Genomic DNA, 15,791 nt, shown 5'->3' with positions numbered 1-15,791 from the left:
TCCGCCACCCAGTCGACCTCGGAAATCAACCAGACCGGTTTGTCAGCCGACAATGCTGAAAGATACTCTGCCAGTGGCAACCCTCCTTTTCCAGGAGGCGCCCACAATCCTTGCGTCACCGTCGCGCGATAGGGGGCGCTCGCCCTACGGCAGGATTCAAGCACCGACAGGTTGATATCCTTGATGTGAACGGCGCCGATACGATCCGCGTACGTATGCAGCAGGCTCGGAATGTCCGCGCCGCTCCACGTCAGATGACCGAGATCTGGTCCGAAGCCCATAGCCTCCAAGGGAACATGGTCCAGAATGTAGCGTGTCTCGCTTTCTGTTTCGATCCACGTCCCCACATGTGGATGAAGCAGCGGACGGACCCCTTCGGTCACGACGCAATCCGCCGCCCGGGCGAACAACTCCACCAGTCGGGAGAGGCGCGCGTGGTCAGCCAGATACCCTTGACCCGCATGTTCCGCCACACGAGGATGGTCGCGATGCATTTTCAGGGCGACAAACATGTCCGACAGCCCCAGCTCGGCGTGAGTGGCCGCAGCGCGTTTCAGATCGTCCGAGTTGCTTAGGGCGCTTTCGTTTCCGTCATCGTGCAAGACAGTCATGTAGCCCGGCGCCGGGCGAACATTCGCCTGAGCAAGAAGCTCGGCGTACTCGCCGGCCGCCATCCCGCCGGGAGCGGCTGCGTGCATGGCGTCAAATCCGGCCCGCTTGATCTCCTCCAGAAGCGCAGGCAATTCCGGCCCGGATGTCGGATCAAGCCAACCGTCTGGCGTCGCAAACCACTGGATCGGATTAATTGCCCACATCCGTGCGCTCATCTGAACCCCGTCTATATCTGGAGAGTGAAAGAGATCGGAGATATTTTCCGATCGCGTTTTTTCAACCGCTAGCGAACGGCGCGAACCGGCAGGATAGCCAACGCCCCGATGAACGCACACAAGGCGCCGAAACCAAAATACACGAGATAACCGTGGTCGCCCCCGAAACCGATCAACAGGGGTGCCAATGCGGGCACGATTGACTGCGGCAACACCCCGGCGATGTTCATGACGCCAATATCACGGGCCGCGCGTTTCTTGTCCGGCAGGACTTCGATCACCAGCGCATGGTCCACCGATGAATAAACCCCGTGCGCTCCGCCCATAACGCCGACGAACAGCAACAACGTTGTGAACGACGACACATGAGGAATCACCAAAAGCATCGCTCCGATCAGCGCCGACGCCACCCAGACAAACACCTTGCGCAGACCAAGACGGTCGGACAACCAACCACACACAGCGCTGAACAGCAGCAGACAGGCGGTGTCCGCGACGGAGGCCTGAAAGACCAGTTTCGCTGCTTGCGAAACCTGTATTTTGTAGACATCAACATAATAAAATGTCTGGTAGCTGAGAAAAGTAAACGGAGCGGCCGTCGTAAACAGACGGCTGACGAAGGCCCAGAAAAAATCCCTGCTGACCATGAGTCCGCTTAGACTCAACCGGGACGCCCCGCCGGAGGGCGCCCGCGTCCGATGCTCTGCCGCAACTGCGACTTCGGGAACGCAGAAGGCAAGCGCCGCAGCGCCGACAAAGCCCAGCAGCCCTGGCGCCAGAAACATCGCGCTGTCTGAATACGCACAAAGAGATACAATATAACTGGCTGAAAGGAATGCGCTGTATTGCGCAATTCCCATAAAAGACGCGAATCTTCCACGATATTGATCAGGAACGACATCGTTCAGTAACGCAGCGATCGCAGCGATCGCAGCGTTGTAGCCGATCTGCGTCATCCCCCACCCAAAATAAACGCCGAACGGTCCGGTTGATCGAGACAGTGCGAACAGACCTGCAAAACCCAGTATGCAGCCAGCGAGCACCCAGATCCGGCGCTGGCCGAAACGCGATCGGGTGCGGTCGCTCAGCGCTCCGAACACGGGGTTTGCCAACATGGCGACAATGGCCCCGATTGTCAGCGCAGTAGAAAGAACGACCGTCCTGTTATGCGGACATATACGCGCTACATGCACGGCCAGACTGACGACCGCAGGAGCGAGCAAGGCCGTGAAAACGCCGAACTGGCCGAGGACAATGCCTACAGCCGATCTGACGAGACGACGCGAAGGGGGTGCGTCGGCAACCAGGGAGGATTGCATCCGATCACTGTCCCCGCAGGCAGGACGGTTGGGTCGCAAACAATCTTCGTCGCCACATCAGCCTCACTCCCATCACCCGCGTCCCCCTACGCCTCACCGGCTTTCTGTCGCCGCCAGCTCGGCCGCAAGAGACGGAGCATTGTCGCCATTCTCCCGCGGAGCATAAGCCTGGGCTCTCGGGACACCAAGCAGATGATGGGCGAAAAATCCAACGATGATGCGGCGCGCCTCTCGTATTTCCCTGAATTTATCGCTGGAGTTGAAGAAGCTGTGCCGCATTCCATCCCACGCGTGAAATTCCGTCTCCACACCAGCAAGAGCCATCTGGTTATTCGTAAATGATGCGTCGCTCATCGCTGGATCCCTGGTGCCCGTAATAAACAGCGCAGGCGGAAATTTGGCCAGAAGATCTGGATACAGAACCGGCGAGACCAAGGGATCGTCAAATCGCGCTCCCTTGAAATAAGGGGTGAACGCTTCCACCCTGACGATGCTCTTAGGCGGCGCGTTTCCGTCCATCAGCGCGCCAACGAACAGGGAGTCCCCTTCCGCCGATCCTAAAGCGCCGGAACAGAACATGCCCATAGCGCCAGGAACCGGCATCTGTTTTTTTATCAGCGCCGCGACCATTTCTGCGCCGATGATACCGCCTGCTGAACAACCATAAATGCCAATCCGCGACGGCGAATACCGATTCAGAAGATAGGTGTAAACTTTTTCAGCATCCTCGCTTCCGGCCGGGAACCGCGCCTCCGGCGCCATGCGGTAATTGACGGTGATCACCTTGAAATGCCCCAGATAAGCGATGGGGATAGATTCAATAAGCCCACGCCACTTTTCGCCAACGGCAAACCCGCCGCCATGCAATTCGATCAGCACCGCTTCTGCCTTGAATCCAGGAATACGTGGCGTCACCTCGCTGACCGGCACGCCATCGACGTCATATGAGCGTATATCGACAGGAAACTGGGCCTCCAGCGACTTTACGACAGGCTCCTGCGCCTTGTTGACGCGATTACGCCAGCCCTGAATATCGCTGAAATCCATTGAGGAGTTGTGCGAACCATGCGGGGAGGCCCGAAACTCATCCAGCGCTCCCTGACTGGCCAGAGACGAGAACGGGACTGAAGAACCATCCAGAAGGACATGGCCCGCCGGATTGACAGGAGGCGGTTCAGGCGTCGTCTGGGCATAAGCCTGCATCGACAACAGACCCGCCGTCATGGATACAAACGCTTTACCCAGTCTCTTCATGATATTTTCCTACGTTAAACGAAACTGTCTAATCCACCACAACGCGCGGTTTGCGGCATGAAACCCATCCCGCAAACCGCGCTCGGCCTCATTACCACGTGTAGGTGAATTCTCCGCCATACAGGCGCGGCGGCATGTACTGGTAACGATACGCCTGATACGTCGTGCTGGACGGATTTTGCGCGTTCGCCAGGATCAGGCGATTTTCAATATTCTGCACGTACGCGCGAACCTGCCAATGCCCACTGTTCGGCTTATACGTCAGTATGACGTCGGTCTTATGGTAGGTCGGCATTTCGTCGGCGCCGTAATTGTAAACGGTGAAGTATGTTTTAGTCTGGAAATGCGTCTGGGCGCGAGCCGTCAGCATGCCATGCAACACGTTGAAGTCATGCTCGAGGCCCAGGTTGAAATTCCAGCGTGGAGCCTGCGGCGGTCGCTTTCCTGCGAGACTGATGTTGCCGGAACCTTGCGCGAGGTCGAATTTCGTGTACTGGGCGTCGTCATACCCGACATAAAAATCGAACCGATCACAATCCGTCAGGAGAGCCTGCCCCTGCGCTTCGATGCCGTAATACTTCGATGCGCCTGCATTGACCACCTGGGACGTCGGCGAATTTCCCACATACTGCGTCACCTGTTGATGTGTATAATCATATATATACGCATCAACATTCAACGTCAGACGCTTATTGAAAAACCGGTTCTTGGAACCGACTTCATAGGAAGTCAGATACTCCGGACCATACGCAATACCGTTACTGAACCCACCCGATTTATAACCGGTGTCAAACTTGAAATACACCATGTTGATCGGTGTAATATTGTAATTCAGTCCGGCATGATACGTGATTCGTGATTTCGAAAAGGCGTCATGAGTTCCGGCGGCGACGCCGTTTAGAACGCCTGTTTTCTGATAAGTTGAAAGCGAGGACAGAGTCTGCGACCCGTACTGCCACAGGTGATCGTGCGTCCAGCGAATTCCAAAGTCGGCCGTAAGCTTTTTTGTTATGTTATAACTAGCCTGTCCGAAAACCGCCTTCGAATCGACTCCCTGCGGGTTGAAGTTATAAATGTAAATATCGCGCCGACCGCTGACGATGTTATTAGACTTGTAGTCAGAGAACGTCGTGTAATTTCTGTTCGTTTCCCGAAAGAAAAACCCGCCGACCTGCCAGAAGTATCTTTTCCCTTCTTTTCCAGAAAGACGAATTTCATTGTTCAGCGTGCTGATATGCTCGTTCGAGTTATACGAGTAATTCTGAACGTTCGAGCCATATGCTCCACCCAGCGTGTTGTTGCGCGCATAATTCAAATGTCGCCAGCCGCCCAGATAAGTGATATTGGCGAACCCGAGATCATAGGACGTGTCCCAGCGGACATTGGCCGCATCGCCGTGCTCGAAACCACCGTAGGGCACATCGAACTTACGTCCATTTCCAGGAATAGACTGCCGCGAGACGTTCACCGATCCGTCAGCGTTGTAACGCTGCGGCACCGCCTGCACGACAGAACCAACGTCGTCCACGTTGTCGTATTCGAACAGAAGATGGGAGGTCCATTTCTCGGAGGCCTGGTACGTCGCCGCGATCCGTCCCGCGCGCGTATGCTGGTCATCCCCATCCTTCCCAACCGGGTTCTTACGATACCCGGAATGATCCCGTGTCTGGAAAGACGCCCGAACCCAAAGCTTGTCGGTGAGTGGCACGTTGACCATCCCGCTAAAGCCATAGGCTCCATAATTGCCGCCGCCACCTGACAAATTCGCGGCGAAGTGGTCCACCGCCCGGGCCGTATTGACGGCGACGACACCTGCCGTCGCGTTACGTCCCGCCAACGTTCCCTGCGGTCCACGCATAACTTCGACATGATCGATGTCGAACATGCTCATGTTCAGGCCGTCGGCAGCTTGCGTGTAAAACCCGTCAAACGCCAGCGCCACCGCCGGATTCGTCGTGTCACGGCTGACAACGCCACGAATGCCAAGCAACACCGAAGAGTTTGACTGGGCGAACGACACGGCTGGCAGAATTGCCGCCAACTGCTTGATGTCGCTGATATTATTTTCACGCAGTGTCTTCGCTGAGATTATGGACACCGCTCCCGGCGTATGCTGCTCCGAAATGTGGCGCTTCGTCGACGTCACAATGATATCTTCGGTCTTCGTGCTTCGCATCTTTACGGCTTTGCGGGCCGGCGCCACCGACGGCTGCGCCGCACGCTTCGCCGCGACAGGTTGCGAACTGGAGGGCGTACTCTGTGTCGCCGCATATGTCGGCGTCATGAAGCAACCACAGAAGGCGCCGGCCATCAGATTAGCGCGCAGCGCCGCTCGTCCGAAACCGATGAAACGTGGACCAGAAGTGAATGCGGCTAGGGGCATTGGATGGTGATTCCCAACTCTGTTTGGCTCGACACCGTAATGATGTCAATATTAGTGGATATGTCAAGCGATAGTTCATCATTTTGACGCTTCCAGCGAACAGCCTGAGGCAGCCAATGGGCTGACCGTCACAATCTCCTGCAATTATAAAAAGATAGGGCGGACGCGGTCGGCTCCACCTTTCCCCTTACCGTTCATCACGAAAACGACAACGGCGCCACCGATACCGTGCCACTTCGTTTTTTCTAGAAATAATCAGCTACAAAATGTTTCGTGCAACTGCTTCCAGACAAACCCCTCTTCTCCATCGACCAGAACAACGGACGACCAGCGTTCGGTTCTCTGCTCCCCCTGCGTCTGAATTTCACGATAGAATCCGACAACGCCGCCGTTGAATACATGACGGATTTCGACGTTCTGGATTTCCATAACCAAACCAGGTCGCGAGCCATATAAACCCGGCAACGCCGCTGCAAAAACGGCGCATGAAAGAACGCGGCCAGCTGCCCCGACCATCTGAAAATCAGCGTCAAAATGCCTCGTGACGACCGACGGATCATTCCCCCCCTCTCCACGAAACCATGCCTGCAGCACGACATGAAGATCCACGACCTCGGTTTCGAGTTTATTCAGAAGCTCTTCTTTATTCATGATTGTTTCCTACGGTTTCATCAAAACAGAATGCTGGGGAATGCTTTCGGCCCATCCGGGGGACAAAGGCGCCACGAAGACATTTTCAGTTCGTGTCCTGGAAATTTTCCAGACCCCGGCGACTTTGCAGAAGCGGTTATTCAGCCGACTGGAGCGCAACAGGCTTTTACCGTCTGAAAAAATCCATGGCTGACAGTGAACCCACTGACCGTCAGCAACGTCGCCCTCAACGTGAATCTGTTCTGACGTCAGATAATGCACGTTCAGCAGCAAGGCCGGGTCACGCTTTTCACCCCAGAAAGCCTCGAAATGAGCACGAATCGCAGCTTTCCCCTCGGCGCGACCGAACTGCCCGTCATAGTACGAACCCACGCCTTCCCAGACAGCGTCATCGCAATACAGGTCCATAATCAGGTCGATGCGCGCTGCATCGTCTGACACGCCATATTCGGGGCACGGCGTATCGCACAGGAACATATAACGGGCCTGCAGACGGCGAATATCCGCCTCTGCGCGCAATGTCTCCAGTTGCGCCTCCAACAACGCGAGGCGCGCCTCCACGTCGCTCACGCTACTTCCGTGATCAGTCATACCGATGCTCCGTCCGCCAGACGTGGTAGAGGACGGGGTGGAAAAATTGCTTCGGCCCACGCTCCATATTCAAGCAACCCAGCGTCGTCGCCCATCCGCCCCACAAGCTGTACGCCGACAGGCAATCCTGCAGGGCCAGTCAACCCCGGCAGAGTCAGACTCGGAAGATGCAGCAACGTCCACATGCGGCTGAATGTCGGAGCGCCGGTGCCATTTTCGCGCAATGGCGCTTCCCCCGGCGCAGCAGGCGCCAGCAGGACATCGTAGCGATCAAGAACCGCATCCATGCGACGACGCAACGCGCTGGCCTTCTCGGTGGCTGCGACATACGTGGAGCGTGAAATTTTCCGACCAGCTTCGATCAGGCCGATAATCTGAGGGCTCAACAGATTACGACGCTCTTGATATTCCCAAGCCAACGCCTGCGCAGCCTCATAGCTCATGATCGTAACATGCAGATCGTTCGCTTCTACGAAATCCGACAGATCGACCTCTTCCATGGAGGTCTCATCCCGCAGAAGATCGGACGCGCTGGCCATCGCCATCCGCGTCCCCTCTTCAGCTTCTCTCCACCAGGGCGTGCGGCAGACGCCTATCCGCGAAGGACGCGACGGCGTCAGCGCAACAGGCGTCGGCACTGGCCCCTGCAATACGCTATCGGCAAGCGCTGCAATCTTCACATCCGGCGTAATGACGCCAAGTGCATCGAATGACGGCCCCAGCGCCTTCACCCCCGAAAGCGCATAACGTCCATAACTCGGCTTGAACCCCACAACACCGCAATAGGATGCCGGACGCGTCAGGGATGCAGCCGTCTGCGACGCAAGACCTATATCTATCATCCCCGCCGCGACGGCTGCAGCGGAGCCGCTGGAAGATCCGCCGGGAGTGCGCGCGCCATCAAACGGATTCACCGTCGGACCGGGCCGAAAAAAGGCGAACTCTGTCGTGACCGTCTTCCCCGCGACGACAGCGCCGGCGGAGCGCAGCAAGGTCACGCACGCCGCGTCGCCACGAGAACGATGATTCTCGTAAATCCCTGACCCATAGGTGGTGGGATAATCCTCGGTGTCGATGATGTCCTTCACGCCGACGACCAGACCCGACAGCACGCCGTCTCCTGGCCGTTGCGCTGCAACGCCTGCACGTCCTGGATCATACGCCGAAAAAGCCCGGACTGAAGAATCAAAGTGATCAATCCGGCTCAGTTTTTCCGCGACGTGTTGCGAAACGTCTTTCATGACACCTCCACCCTTTCCTGTTCGACTTTACTGATTATCCAGAGACGTCAACCGTTCCCCGTCAGTTCGAACGCTCCGCGGAAATACAGAAGCGGGCCGCTATCCGCCTTTTCGTTCAGACGGATATGCAGGGGACGGGCGAGAAAGATCTCGTGCGTGCCGCCACGCAGAGTTTCAATGACCTCGGCGCTGATCTGCACCAGCGCATCCGGGACGAAAAGACTGCCATCGTCATGTCTGTCGACCGGCAGGTCGCCCGTCTTCTTGTCGGCTGGCATCGCGTAATGGCGCGCAACGTCTTCCTGCCCACGCTCGAGAATGCTCAAGCCAAAACGCTGTGTTTTCTCAACAGCCCTGCAGGTTGCGCTGCGCCGGTTCAGGCAGATCAGCAACGTGACCGGATCAAGGGACACCGAACTCAGGGCGCTGATTGTCGCTCCCTGCTCGCCCTCTGCGTCCGTGGACGTCACAACAGCTACGCCAGTCGCAAAATGCGCCATCGCGCGTCGAAATTCGTCTGACGTTACGGCAGTTATCGATTTTTCGCTTTCCGAAACCATGTTCACAAATCCACCACAAGCAACGGCGACCGGGACCGCGAACAGCACAACGCGATCTGATCCGTCCGTTCGTCTTCGGTCAGATATTCGTCACGATGCTCGGGCTCCCCCTCGATCAGGTTGACGACACACGTGCCGCAAATCCCCTGTTCGCAATTGACTGCGACCTTGACGCCAGCTCGGGCGAGGGCGGTTGTGATCGCCTCGTCCGCTCCAACCGAAACACGCACGCCAGATTTTGCGGCGAGAACCTCAAAGCTCTCTCCCCCCGCAATCGGTTGCGCGGCGAACGCCTCTTTGTGGATCCGGTCCGATGCGATGCCCGCTTTCGCCGCTGCCTCCACCACGGCGTCCATCAGGCCCACAGGCCCGCAGGTGTAAATCGACAGGCTTGCGGCCGAACCGGCCTGCTCAATGACCGTTGCAGGGACCAGTTTATCATCGTCGGGCTGTCCGCGATCACGGATCACGACAACCTTGTCCGCGAAGCTTTCCGTCAACAGTGCCTCAGCAAAAACCGGTTCGCGCGCCACGTAATAAAGAAGGAAGTCTCGCCCCCGAGCCTCCAGCGCATGCGCCATCGCGATCAGGGGGGTAACGCCGATCCCGCCGCCGATCAGGACGGCTCGTCCCGGATACGCATCCAGCGCGAAAAGATTGCGTGGCGCTCCGATCTGAAACCGCGCGCCAACAGAGACCCGATCATGAATCGCCTTTGATCCGCCACGCGATTGCGGGTCCAGCAGGACGCCCAACCGGTAGCGAGAGCGGTCTCCCGGCCTGCCGCACAACGAATATTGCCGGACGATGTCGTCGCCCAGAAAAATATCGATATGCGCGCCAGCTTCCCAGTCCGGCAACTCCCCGGCGACCGGAAGCAGGTCGAAGATCAGAACATCGCCCAGTTTCTCTACGGCGCCCACAACGACGTCCAGCCGATCCCGACCTGATGTCATAGCCGCTTCTCCTCTCTTATCTCATGTAAAGACCGCAATTGATGTCGATCGTGGCGCCCGTCAGCGAACCCGCGTCCGGTCGCGCAAGCTCGACGACCATGCGGGCGATGGTGGTGGGATCGCCCATACGGCCGGTGGGCAACGCCTGTGCGATCCGTGCTGCGGCGTCTTCGCCAATCGTCTCCGCTACGGAAGGCAGGTCGAGCGGCCCCGGCGCAATGGCGTTGACGGTAATGCCGTAAGGCGCCAGATCCCGCGCAAAGACCTTGGTCAGAGTGTGGACCGCCCCCTTGGACGCCGCATAATGCGCGCCAGTCGCCGAGCCGCCATTCTGTCCGGCGAGTGAACCGATATTGACGATCCGCCCCCCCTGGTCCAGGCCGCGCAGACGCCGCGCAAATCTCTGACTGCACAGGAAAGTTCCGCGCGCATTCACGGACATGACGGCGTCGAACGTCTCGATATCGATATCGAGCACAGGCTGCGCTTTCATCAACGCCGCATTGTTGACCAGCAGCCACGGCAGACCATGTTCCGCCTCTACCGCATCGAGAGCGCTCTCGACGCCGGATTCAGACGTGACGTCCAGTGTCAGGCCCTGCGCGAACGCACCGAGTTCGGTTGCGGCGCACGTCGCCGCTTCGCCATCGCGATCCGCAAGAATGACGCGATATCCGGCGTGAACCAGATGCGCGCCGATTGCGAAACCCAGTCCGCGCGCGCCGCCCGTCACCAGAGCGACCGGGAGATTGTTTGCTTTATTCATAGTATATAGCTGATTGCTGTGAGGTTTTCTGTTGAGTTGAGGAGTTTTATGATTTTGTTTTGTATTTTGAGGCCTGTGTTTGTTTTTATGAGTGTGTAGGTGATGTTTGCGGCGTATTCGCGCAGCCTGTGCTGGCGGAGTTCCGTGAGGGTCATGGCGCAGCGCAGGACGCAGGTTTCATCGCTGGCCTCGAGCATGCGGTAGCGTCCGAGCATGCGCACGGTGCGCGCGGGGGGCGCGGCCGAGATGGAGCGCCCGCCGAGCAGACGCTCGACGCGCTTTTCGCGCATATGCGCGTCGTCATAGGCGTAGTTCAGGACCCCCTCGAAGGTCGCAGCGTTGGGATCGATTGGCACGATGTAAAGCCCGTCGGGGACATACAGGTCGAGCCATTCGCGAAACCCGTCGTGATCCAGAAGATCGGCTTCCAGGGTGACCAGTTCGACGGCCTCGTTCAGCGATATCGTCATCACACGCGCTCCCCGGCGGCCTTGTGGGAACAGGACCCGGTCTGCGCCGGGAGAGACGGACCCGGCCCGGCCTCGAGGGACGCCAGCCACTGGCGATAGGCCGCGCGCATACCGGTCTCGGCGCTGACATCGCTGCGCAGACGCCCGTCCGGCCCCGCCTCCTCATGCGCAAGCCCGCGATTGAGCAGGATCGAGATATCGCGCCCGGCGACCGAACCACGCTGCACGCGATCCCACGCCTCGGCGTCGTCCGGGGTGCCGAAACCCATCGGTCCCTGGAAATGCTCGTGCAGGCGCAGACGCGCCTGATTGCCGGACTCCGGTCCGCCGTCCATGCCGATGGCGATATGGCGGATCTCGGTCTCATGCACGCCCAGCGGACGCAGCACCCGGAAAAACGCCATTGAACACGCCAGATTGGGGAACAGGTTCAGGTTGAACCCCGACCCGCCGACCGCGCGCACGATGCGCCGCACCTGCTCGGGCGCATAATCCTTCAACAGGGCGTCCGCCAGATCCTGGAACCGTTCTGGGATCGGCGCGTCCAGATCCGCCTCCAGATCGACGAGTTCGGGGATCATCACCATGACCGAATGGCCGTTGCCCAGATCCTCGACGAACCCTGAGCCCTCGACGAAATCGAAGGTGTCCTGCGTCTCCCTGTCCACGGAATCCAGAAAGGATTTGTGCACGATCGGGAAATGATAGGCGTCGGTCGTGTTCTCGAGCTGGATCTTCCAGTTTCCCGGAAAGGTGAAGCGATGCTCGCCCATTGTCTTGACCGGCCATCCCGCGCCCTGCTTCATGAACAGGTCGATCCATGGCCTAGCCGCGCCCAGCCACTCGTCCAGCGACGGCGCTTCGGGATCGAACGTGGCGAAGATCAGGCCGGCGTATTCCTCGACACGCAGCCCGACCAGCGGCAACTCCGACTTGTTCAGCAGGTCGCCATACCCCGCAGGCTGCGGCAGGGCGCGCAGCGCGCCGTCCAGCCCGTAGGCCCAGCCGTGATAAGGGCAGACGAAACTCGACGTCCTGCCCTTCGACAATTCGCATACCGTCGCCGCGCGGTGACGGCAGCGGTTGAGCATCACATGCACCGCGCCCTTGCGGTCGCGCGAGACGATGACCGGATGAGCGCCGACAAACGTCGTGATGAAATCACCCGCTTCCGGAAGGTCGCTGCGATGCGCGACCCAGATCCAGTTGCGCATGAAGATGCGCTCCATCTCCATCTCATACAGCGCGGGATCGTTGTAGATCGTCCCGTCCGCACGATCAGGACCCAGAAAAGCCCTGGGATCGGTCTGTCCGCTCATTGCTCTCGCTCCCTCAGTCTCTGTGCGGCGCACGGTTTACGGATATCCGGGACGACCGCCGCGCCCCAGCATCACCCGACCGGCGACCTCGTAATTGCCTCGCGCCATAAAGGCGTGTTGCGCCACGACGGCGCAGTCCTGCATGCAGCGGCCCAGAATGTGGTCGTTCTGCACGGCGGCGATGCCGCCCAGTTCGAAACAGCGCCGCGCGACCTCGGCGCAGATCTGCGCGGCGTGGGTCGAGGCCAGGCGGACGCGGTTCGCCAGAGCCTCGGACGCGTTCTCCCCGCCCTGCGCCACGGCCCAGGCCTCGTGCGTCACGTCATAGAAAAAGCTGCGGGCGGCGGACAGCTGCGCCGATATCTCGCCGATCACGGTCTGGACGTAGGGGCGATCGGCCATGACCGGGGCCCCGGTGATCGACCGACGCCCCGCAGCCATGGCCATGACCTCGTCCAGAGCCCTCTGCGCGCAGCCGAGCCCGACCACGGTCAGCACCTGCGCCGCCAGCGCCAGAGAGGGATAGCGGTAGATCGCGCCCTCCAGGCTGGCCTCTCCGCCACGAATGAAAGTCCAGTCCGGGTCGACCCGCACGCCGTCCAGAACGACGTCATGACTTCCAGTGCCGGCGAGGCCCAGCGTATTCCACGTCTCCTCGATCCGCGCCGACGCCGCAGGCACGACGGCCGTGCGCGGCAGTCCGCCCGCATCGCCCGGCACGGAAATCCCGACGCCCAGCAGGGAGGCTCCGGTACAACCGCTGGCGAACGGCCAGCGGCCGGAGACGATCAGCGCATCGCCATCCGTCCCGACGGCCTGAGGCGGGAAGATCGCCCCGGCGAACACGACGTCCGGGCCGGAAGCGTAAATCCGCTCCAGCGTCGCGACCGGCAGGGCCGCGAGATACAGCGCGGACACGCCGAAGCTTGCGACCCAGCCTGCGGACGCGTCCGCATGGCCTATCGCCTCAATGGCCTCAAGAAACCGGACTGGCGAAACCTCAAGCCCGCCGAAGCGACGCGACACGAAGGCGCGGTAAATTCCGACCTGCCGGAAACGCTCGACAATGTCGCCGGCAACCCGCCGCGCCGCACGAAACGACAGCGCCTGCTCGCGCACTGCGTCAAGGAGCTGGGCGAACGCCTCGCCAGACCCAAGGCCGCTCCCGCCATCCACGGCAGACATATCCATAAGGCTTCAGTCTCCATACCCATTCCGTAACGTTCCATTGGTAGCACATTCGATGGATATTTCCACTACTTTGTCGGCAAAAACGAACGGAGACAGTGAGCGCTCACGGTGAGTGCGGTTTTCACTAAAGGCTTGGGGGCGAGAGGACTCATATGCCCTTCAGGACGGAAGAGCCGCCCGAGGGTTAATTAATTCGCGTATTGGCGATCTCATAGATTTACAAACGATATATTTGAAAAAATACGTGCGAAATCGTCAGTAAATGTTGTCGTATATTTTCTTGACCATCTTCATCAAAGACTCGATTTCCGAATCCGGAATGTCATGAAAAGCGCGCTGAAAAATCAATCCGGCCTTGGCTCTTACTTTTTCAAGAGCCGCTCGTCCCTCATCTGTCAGACTAACGATCGTTACGCGCCCATCGGTTGGAGACACGGATGTCGTCGTCAGCCCTTCCGCCTGCATGCGGTAGACGAGCTTGGTCATGGTGGAAACGCGAGTCACTGCAAGATCGGCGATCAGGCTGATCGGAGCGCTCTCGTGTTCAGACAGTATATTTATCACCCGCCAACGCGGCACATCCATGCCGATAGGCTTGAGATGTGCGTCCATGCGAAGGTGATACAGGCCGATCAATCGGGATAGATGATAGAAGGGCGAGGTCTCGGGAGAGAAGGACGGGTTTGTTGGGTCCGCCGATTTCCAGACTGTTCCTCGTTTCAAGACGCCCTCGATATGTATGTTTCGTCAACTTGCTCGTATCTTACTCCGGCGACGGAGGAAAGGCGTCGACGCAGACGTCGACTGCCCCTCAGGCAACCCAGCGCCAGAAACGAGAGCGCAAACAGATACAAGACGACGCCGACGACGCTTTGCGTCTGATGCACGATGCCTGCAGCAATAAGCGGCGTCAGTCCCCCTGCAAGAACGCCACCCAGTTCATGCGCCATTGCGACGCCACGGTAGCGAACGCGCGACGGAAACATGCGCGCTAACAATATCGGCTCCGCTGCAATCATCGGTGCGTGGCACAGGCTGACGCCTCCCGCAAAACCCAGAATGAGAAGAGACAGGGAGTTCTGATGAAGCGCCTGAAAGAAGAGGGCTGAGCCAACCCCCATCGCAGCCGCCCCCATTGCGAACGTTCTGCCGGCGCCGATTCGATCCGATAACCAACCAAAGAACGGTATGGCCAATGCGTCGGCGGCGATGGCGACCGTGTTTGCAGTCAGAAGCCATGAAACAGGGATATTCACGCTACTGCCGTAACTGAGACCGAATACAAGGATAAGGTAGATGCACGCGCTTTCCGCCATACGCAGGGCAACGCCGCAAAGCAGTGCCGGCCCATGCTCCATCACAGCCCAGCCTGACGCCGCGACATCGGACGAGTTTGCTTCCGATGTCGCCTCTGACGCGCGTGGGCTGCTGCGAAGCCACAATCCCAGTAAAAGAAAAGGCGCGGTTGCGATGAATGGCAGCCGCCAGCCGTAATGGAAAAAAGCGTCATGCCCGAGCCGTTGCGCCGCCCACAAGGCGACGCCCCCCAGCAGCATGCCAAACGCAACGCCTGACTGACTTAGCGCAAAAGCCAGCCCATTTTTTTTCTCTTTCTGCGCTGCCGGATCTGAGGCTCCGATCATCAGGACAGCCCCGGCCCATTCGCCGCCAGCCGCCAGTCCCTGTACGACCCGAAGCATCAGCAGGCCGAGTGGCGCAATAACTCCAACCTGCGCGTAGGTCGGCAACAGGCCGATTAGCACCGTCGCAAGTCCAATGAGCAGCAACGTCCAGCGCATCGCCGTTGCGTGCCCGCGCCGATCACCCAGCGCGCCGAACAAAATGCCCCCAAGCGGCCGCACAACGAACCCTGAAGCAAAAATCGCCAAGGATTGAAATTGAGAAAACCACTCTCCTGCACTCGCCGCAAAGAACAGATGCGTAAAAATCAGAGGTGTCGACGCCGTGTAGAGGGCGAAGTCATACCACTCGACAATGTTCCCGATCGAGGCGCTGACAAGTCGGCGACGAGATGAAACGGACATCAATCATTTACTCCCGACTTATGGTGGGGCGATCGCCGGAGCTTTGCTTTCGAAAAGAAAACGATCTCGTTTCAATTGCGGTGTCAAGATAATATTCAATGGAATATGATCTAAATTCATGTGTCGTTTTTGCCGACAAAGTAGTGGAAATATCCATCGAATGTGCTACCAATGGAACGTTACGGAATGGGTATGGAGACTGAAGCCTTATGGATATG

General features: G+C 58.7%; 15 protein-coding genes. All 15 read right to left on the bottom strand.

The window, feature by feature from the left end:
- Positions 1-827 (bottom strand): sugar phosphate isomerase/epimerase family protein (locus tag G442_RS25930; protein WP_211229162.1); only part of this gene is annotated, 827 nt, incomplete at its 3' end.
- A gap of 68 nt (positions 828-895) precedes the next feature.
- Positions 896-2,146 carry an MFS transporter gene (locus G442_RS0116565; RefSeq protein WP_026398886.1) on the bottom strand — a complete coding sequence of 417 codons (1,251 nt, stop codon included), beginning with the start codon at positions 2,144-2,146 and terminating at the stop codon, positions 896-898.
- Positions 2,147-2,239: 93 nt separating this feature from the next.
- Positions 2,240-3,400, bottom strand: a complete 1,161-nt coding sequence (locus G442_RS22920; protein ID WP_051292456.1) for an alpha/beta hydrolase fold domain-containing protein — start codon at positions 3,398-3,400, stop codon at positions 2,240-2,242.
- A gap of 91 nt (positions 3,401-3,491) precedes the next feature.
- On the bottom strand, positions 3,492-5,783 hold the full coding sequence (locus G442_RS22915; RefSeq protein WP_051292455.1) for a TonB-dependent receptor: 2,292 nt from the start codon (positions 5,781-5,783) through the stop codon (positions 3,492-3,494).
- Between the two features lie 255 nt (positions 5,784-6,038).
- On the bottom strand, positions 6,039-6,434 hold the full coding sequence (locus tag G442_RS0116550) for a hypothetical protein (protein ID WP_051292454.1): 396 nt from the start codon (positions 6,432-6,434) through the stop codon (positions 6,039-6,041).
- A 9-nt stretch (positions 6,435-6,443) separates the two neighbouring features.
- A complete protein-coding gene (locus G442_RS0116545; protein WP_026398884.1) occupies positions 6,444-7,025 on the bottom strand; it encodes a nuclear transport factor 2 family protein in 582 nt (193 codons plus the stop codon).
- Positions 7,022-8,266, bottom strand: coding sequence for an amidase (locus G442_RS0116540; protein ID WP_026398883.1), 1,245 nt, complete (start codon positions 8,264-8,266; stop codon positions 7,022-7,024). The genes G442_RS0116545 and G442_RS0116540 overlap by 4 nt, the downstream gene beginning before the upstream one ends.
- Before the next feature lie 47 nt (positions 8,267-8,313).
- Positions 8,314-8,826 carry a flavin reductase family protein gene (locus tag G442_RS0116535; protein ID WP_246789501.1) on the bottom strand — a complete coding sequence of 171 codons (513 nt, stop codon included), beginning with the start codon at positions 8,824-8,826 and terminating at the stop codon, positions 8,314-8,316.
- Between the two features lie 2 nt (positions 8,827-8,828).
- The gene (locus G442_RS0116530; protein WP_026398881.1) at positions 8,829-9,782 is read right to left on the bottom strand and encodes a PDR/VanB family oxidoreductase; all 954 of its coding nucleotides are present in this window, start codon (positions 9,780-9,782) and stop codon (positions 8,829-8,831) included.
- 16 nt (positions 9,783-9,798) lie between these two features.
- Positions 9,799-10,548 carry an SDR family NAD(P)-dependent oxidoreductase gene (locus G442_RS0116525; RefSeq protein ID WP_026398880.1) on the bottom strand — a complete coding sequence of 250 codons (750 nt, stop codon included), beginning with the start codon at positions 10,546-10,548 and terminating at the stop codon, positions 9,799-9,801.
- Entirely contained in the window at positions 10,545-11,018 is a 474-nt protein-coding gene (locus G442_RS0116520) for an aromatic-ring-hydroxylating dioxygenase subunit beta (protein WP_026398879.1), read from the bottom strand. The genes G442_RS0116525 and G442_RS0116520 overlap by 4 nt, the downstream gene beginning before the upstream one ends.
- On the bottom strand, positions 11,018-12,337 hold the full coding sequence (locus G442_RS22910) for an aromatic ring-hydroxylating oxygenase subunit alpha (protein WP_084440667.1): 1,320 nt from the start codon (positions 12,335-12,337) through the stop codon (positions 11,018-11,020). Before G442_RS22910 ends, G442_RS0116520 begins: the two co-directional genes overlap by 1 nt.
- A gap of 36 nt (positions 12,338-12,373) precedes the next feature.
- Positions 12,374-13,528 (bottom strand): acyl-CoA dehydrogenase family protein, encoded by a 1,155-nt coding sequence (locus tag G442_RS0116510; RefSeq protein ID WP_026398878.1) that lies wholly within the window; start codon positions 13,526-13,528, stop codon positions 12,374-12,376.
- A gap of 255 nt (positions 13,529-13,783) precedes the next feature.
- A complete protein-coding gene (locus tag G442_RS0116505; RefSeq protein ID WP_026398877.1) occupies positions 13,784-14,251 on the bottom strand; it encodes a MarR family winged helix-turn-helix transcriptional regulator in 468 nt (155 codons plus the stop codon).
- The gene (locus G442_RS22905; protein WP_051292452.1) at positions 14,248-15,573 is read right to left on the bottom strand and encodes an MFS transporter; all 1,326 of its coding nucleotides are present in this window, start codon (positions 15,571-15,573) and stop codon (positions 14,248-14,250) included. Before G442_RS22905 ends, G442_RS0116505 begins: the two co-directional genes overlap by 4 nt.
- Positions 15,574-15,791: the final 218 nt, after the last annotated feature.

This window comes from Acetobacter nitrogenifigens DSM 23921 = NBRC 105050 (genome assembly GCF_000429165.1).
GTDB lineage: Bacteria > Pseudomonadota > Alphaproteobacteria > Acetobacterales > Acetobacteraceae > Acetobacter > Acetobacter nitrogenifigens.
The sequence above is the reverse complement of the archived record's forward strand: the minus strand, read 5'-3'. Positions and strand labels throughout refer to the sequence as shown.

What these genes read in the sequence shown, in the direction of transcription:
- G442_RS0116520 (WP_026398879.1), bottom strand. Translation starts at nt 11,018, where the DNA reads ATGACGATATCGCTGAACGAGGCCGTCGAACTGGTCACCCTGGAAGCC.
- G442_RS0116535 (WP_246789501.1), bottom strand. Translation starts at nt 8,826, where the DNA reads ATGGTTTCGGAAAGCGAAAAATCGATAACTGCCGTAACGTCAGACGAA.
- G442_RS0116540 (WP_026398883.1), bottom strand. Translation starts at nt 8,266, where the DNA reads ATGAAAGACGTTTCGCAACACGTCGCGGAAAAACTGAGCCGGATTGAT.
- G442_RS22905 (WP_051292452.1), bottom strand. Translation starts at nt 15,573, where the DNA reads ATGTCCGTTTCATCTCGTCGCCGACTTGTCAGCGCCTCGATCGGGAAC.
- G442_RS0116510 (WP_026398878.1), bottom strand. Translation starts at nt 13,528, where the DNA reads ATGGATATGTCTGCCGTGGATGGCGGGAGCGGCCTTGGGTCTGGCGAG.
- G442_RS22910 (WP_084440667.1), bottom strand. Translation starts at nt 12,337, where the DNA reads ATGAGCGGACAGACCGATCCCAGGGCTTTTCTGGGTCCTGATCGTGCG.
- G442_RS0116530 (WP_026398881.1), bottom strand. Translation starts at nt 9,782, where the DNA reads ATGACATCAGGTCGGGATCGGCTGGACGTCGTTGTGGGCGCCGTAGAG.
- G442_RS22915 (WP_051292455.1), bottom strand. Translation starts at nt 5,783, where the DNA reads ATGCCCCTAGCCGCATTCACTTCTGGTCCACGTTTCATCGGTTTCGGA.
- G442_RS0116545 (WP_026398884.1), bottom strand. Translation starts at nt 7,025, where the DNA reads ATGACTGATCACGGAAGTAGCGTGAGCGACGTGGAGGCGCGCCTCGCG.
- G442_RS0116550 (WP_051292454.1), bottom strand. Translation starts at nt 6,434, where the DNA reads ATGAATAAAGAAGAGCTTCTGAATAAACTCGAAACCGAGGTCGTGGAT.
- G442_RS0116525 (WP_026398880.1), bottom strand. Translation starts at nt 10,548, where the DNA reads ATGAATAAAGCAAACAATCTCCCGGTCGCTCTGGTGACGGGCGGCGCG.
- G442_RS0116565 (WP_026398886.1), bottom strand. Translation starts at nt 2,146, where the DNA reads ATGCAATCCTCCCTGGTTGCCGACGCACCCCCTTCGCGTCGTCTCGTC.
- G442_RS22920 (WP_051292456.1), bottom strand. Translation starts at nt 3,400, where the DNA reads ATGAAGAGACTGGGTAAAGCGTTTGTATCCATGACGGCGGGTCTGTTG.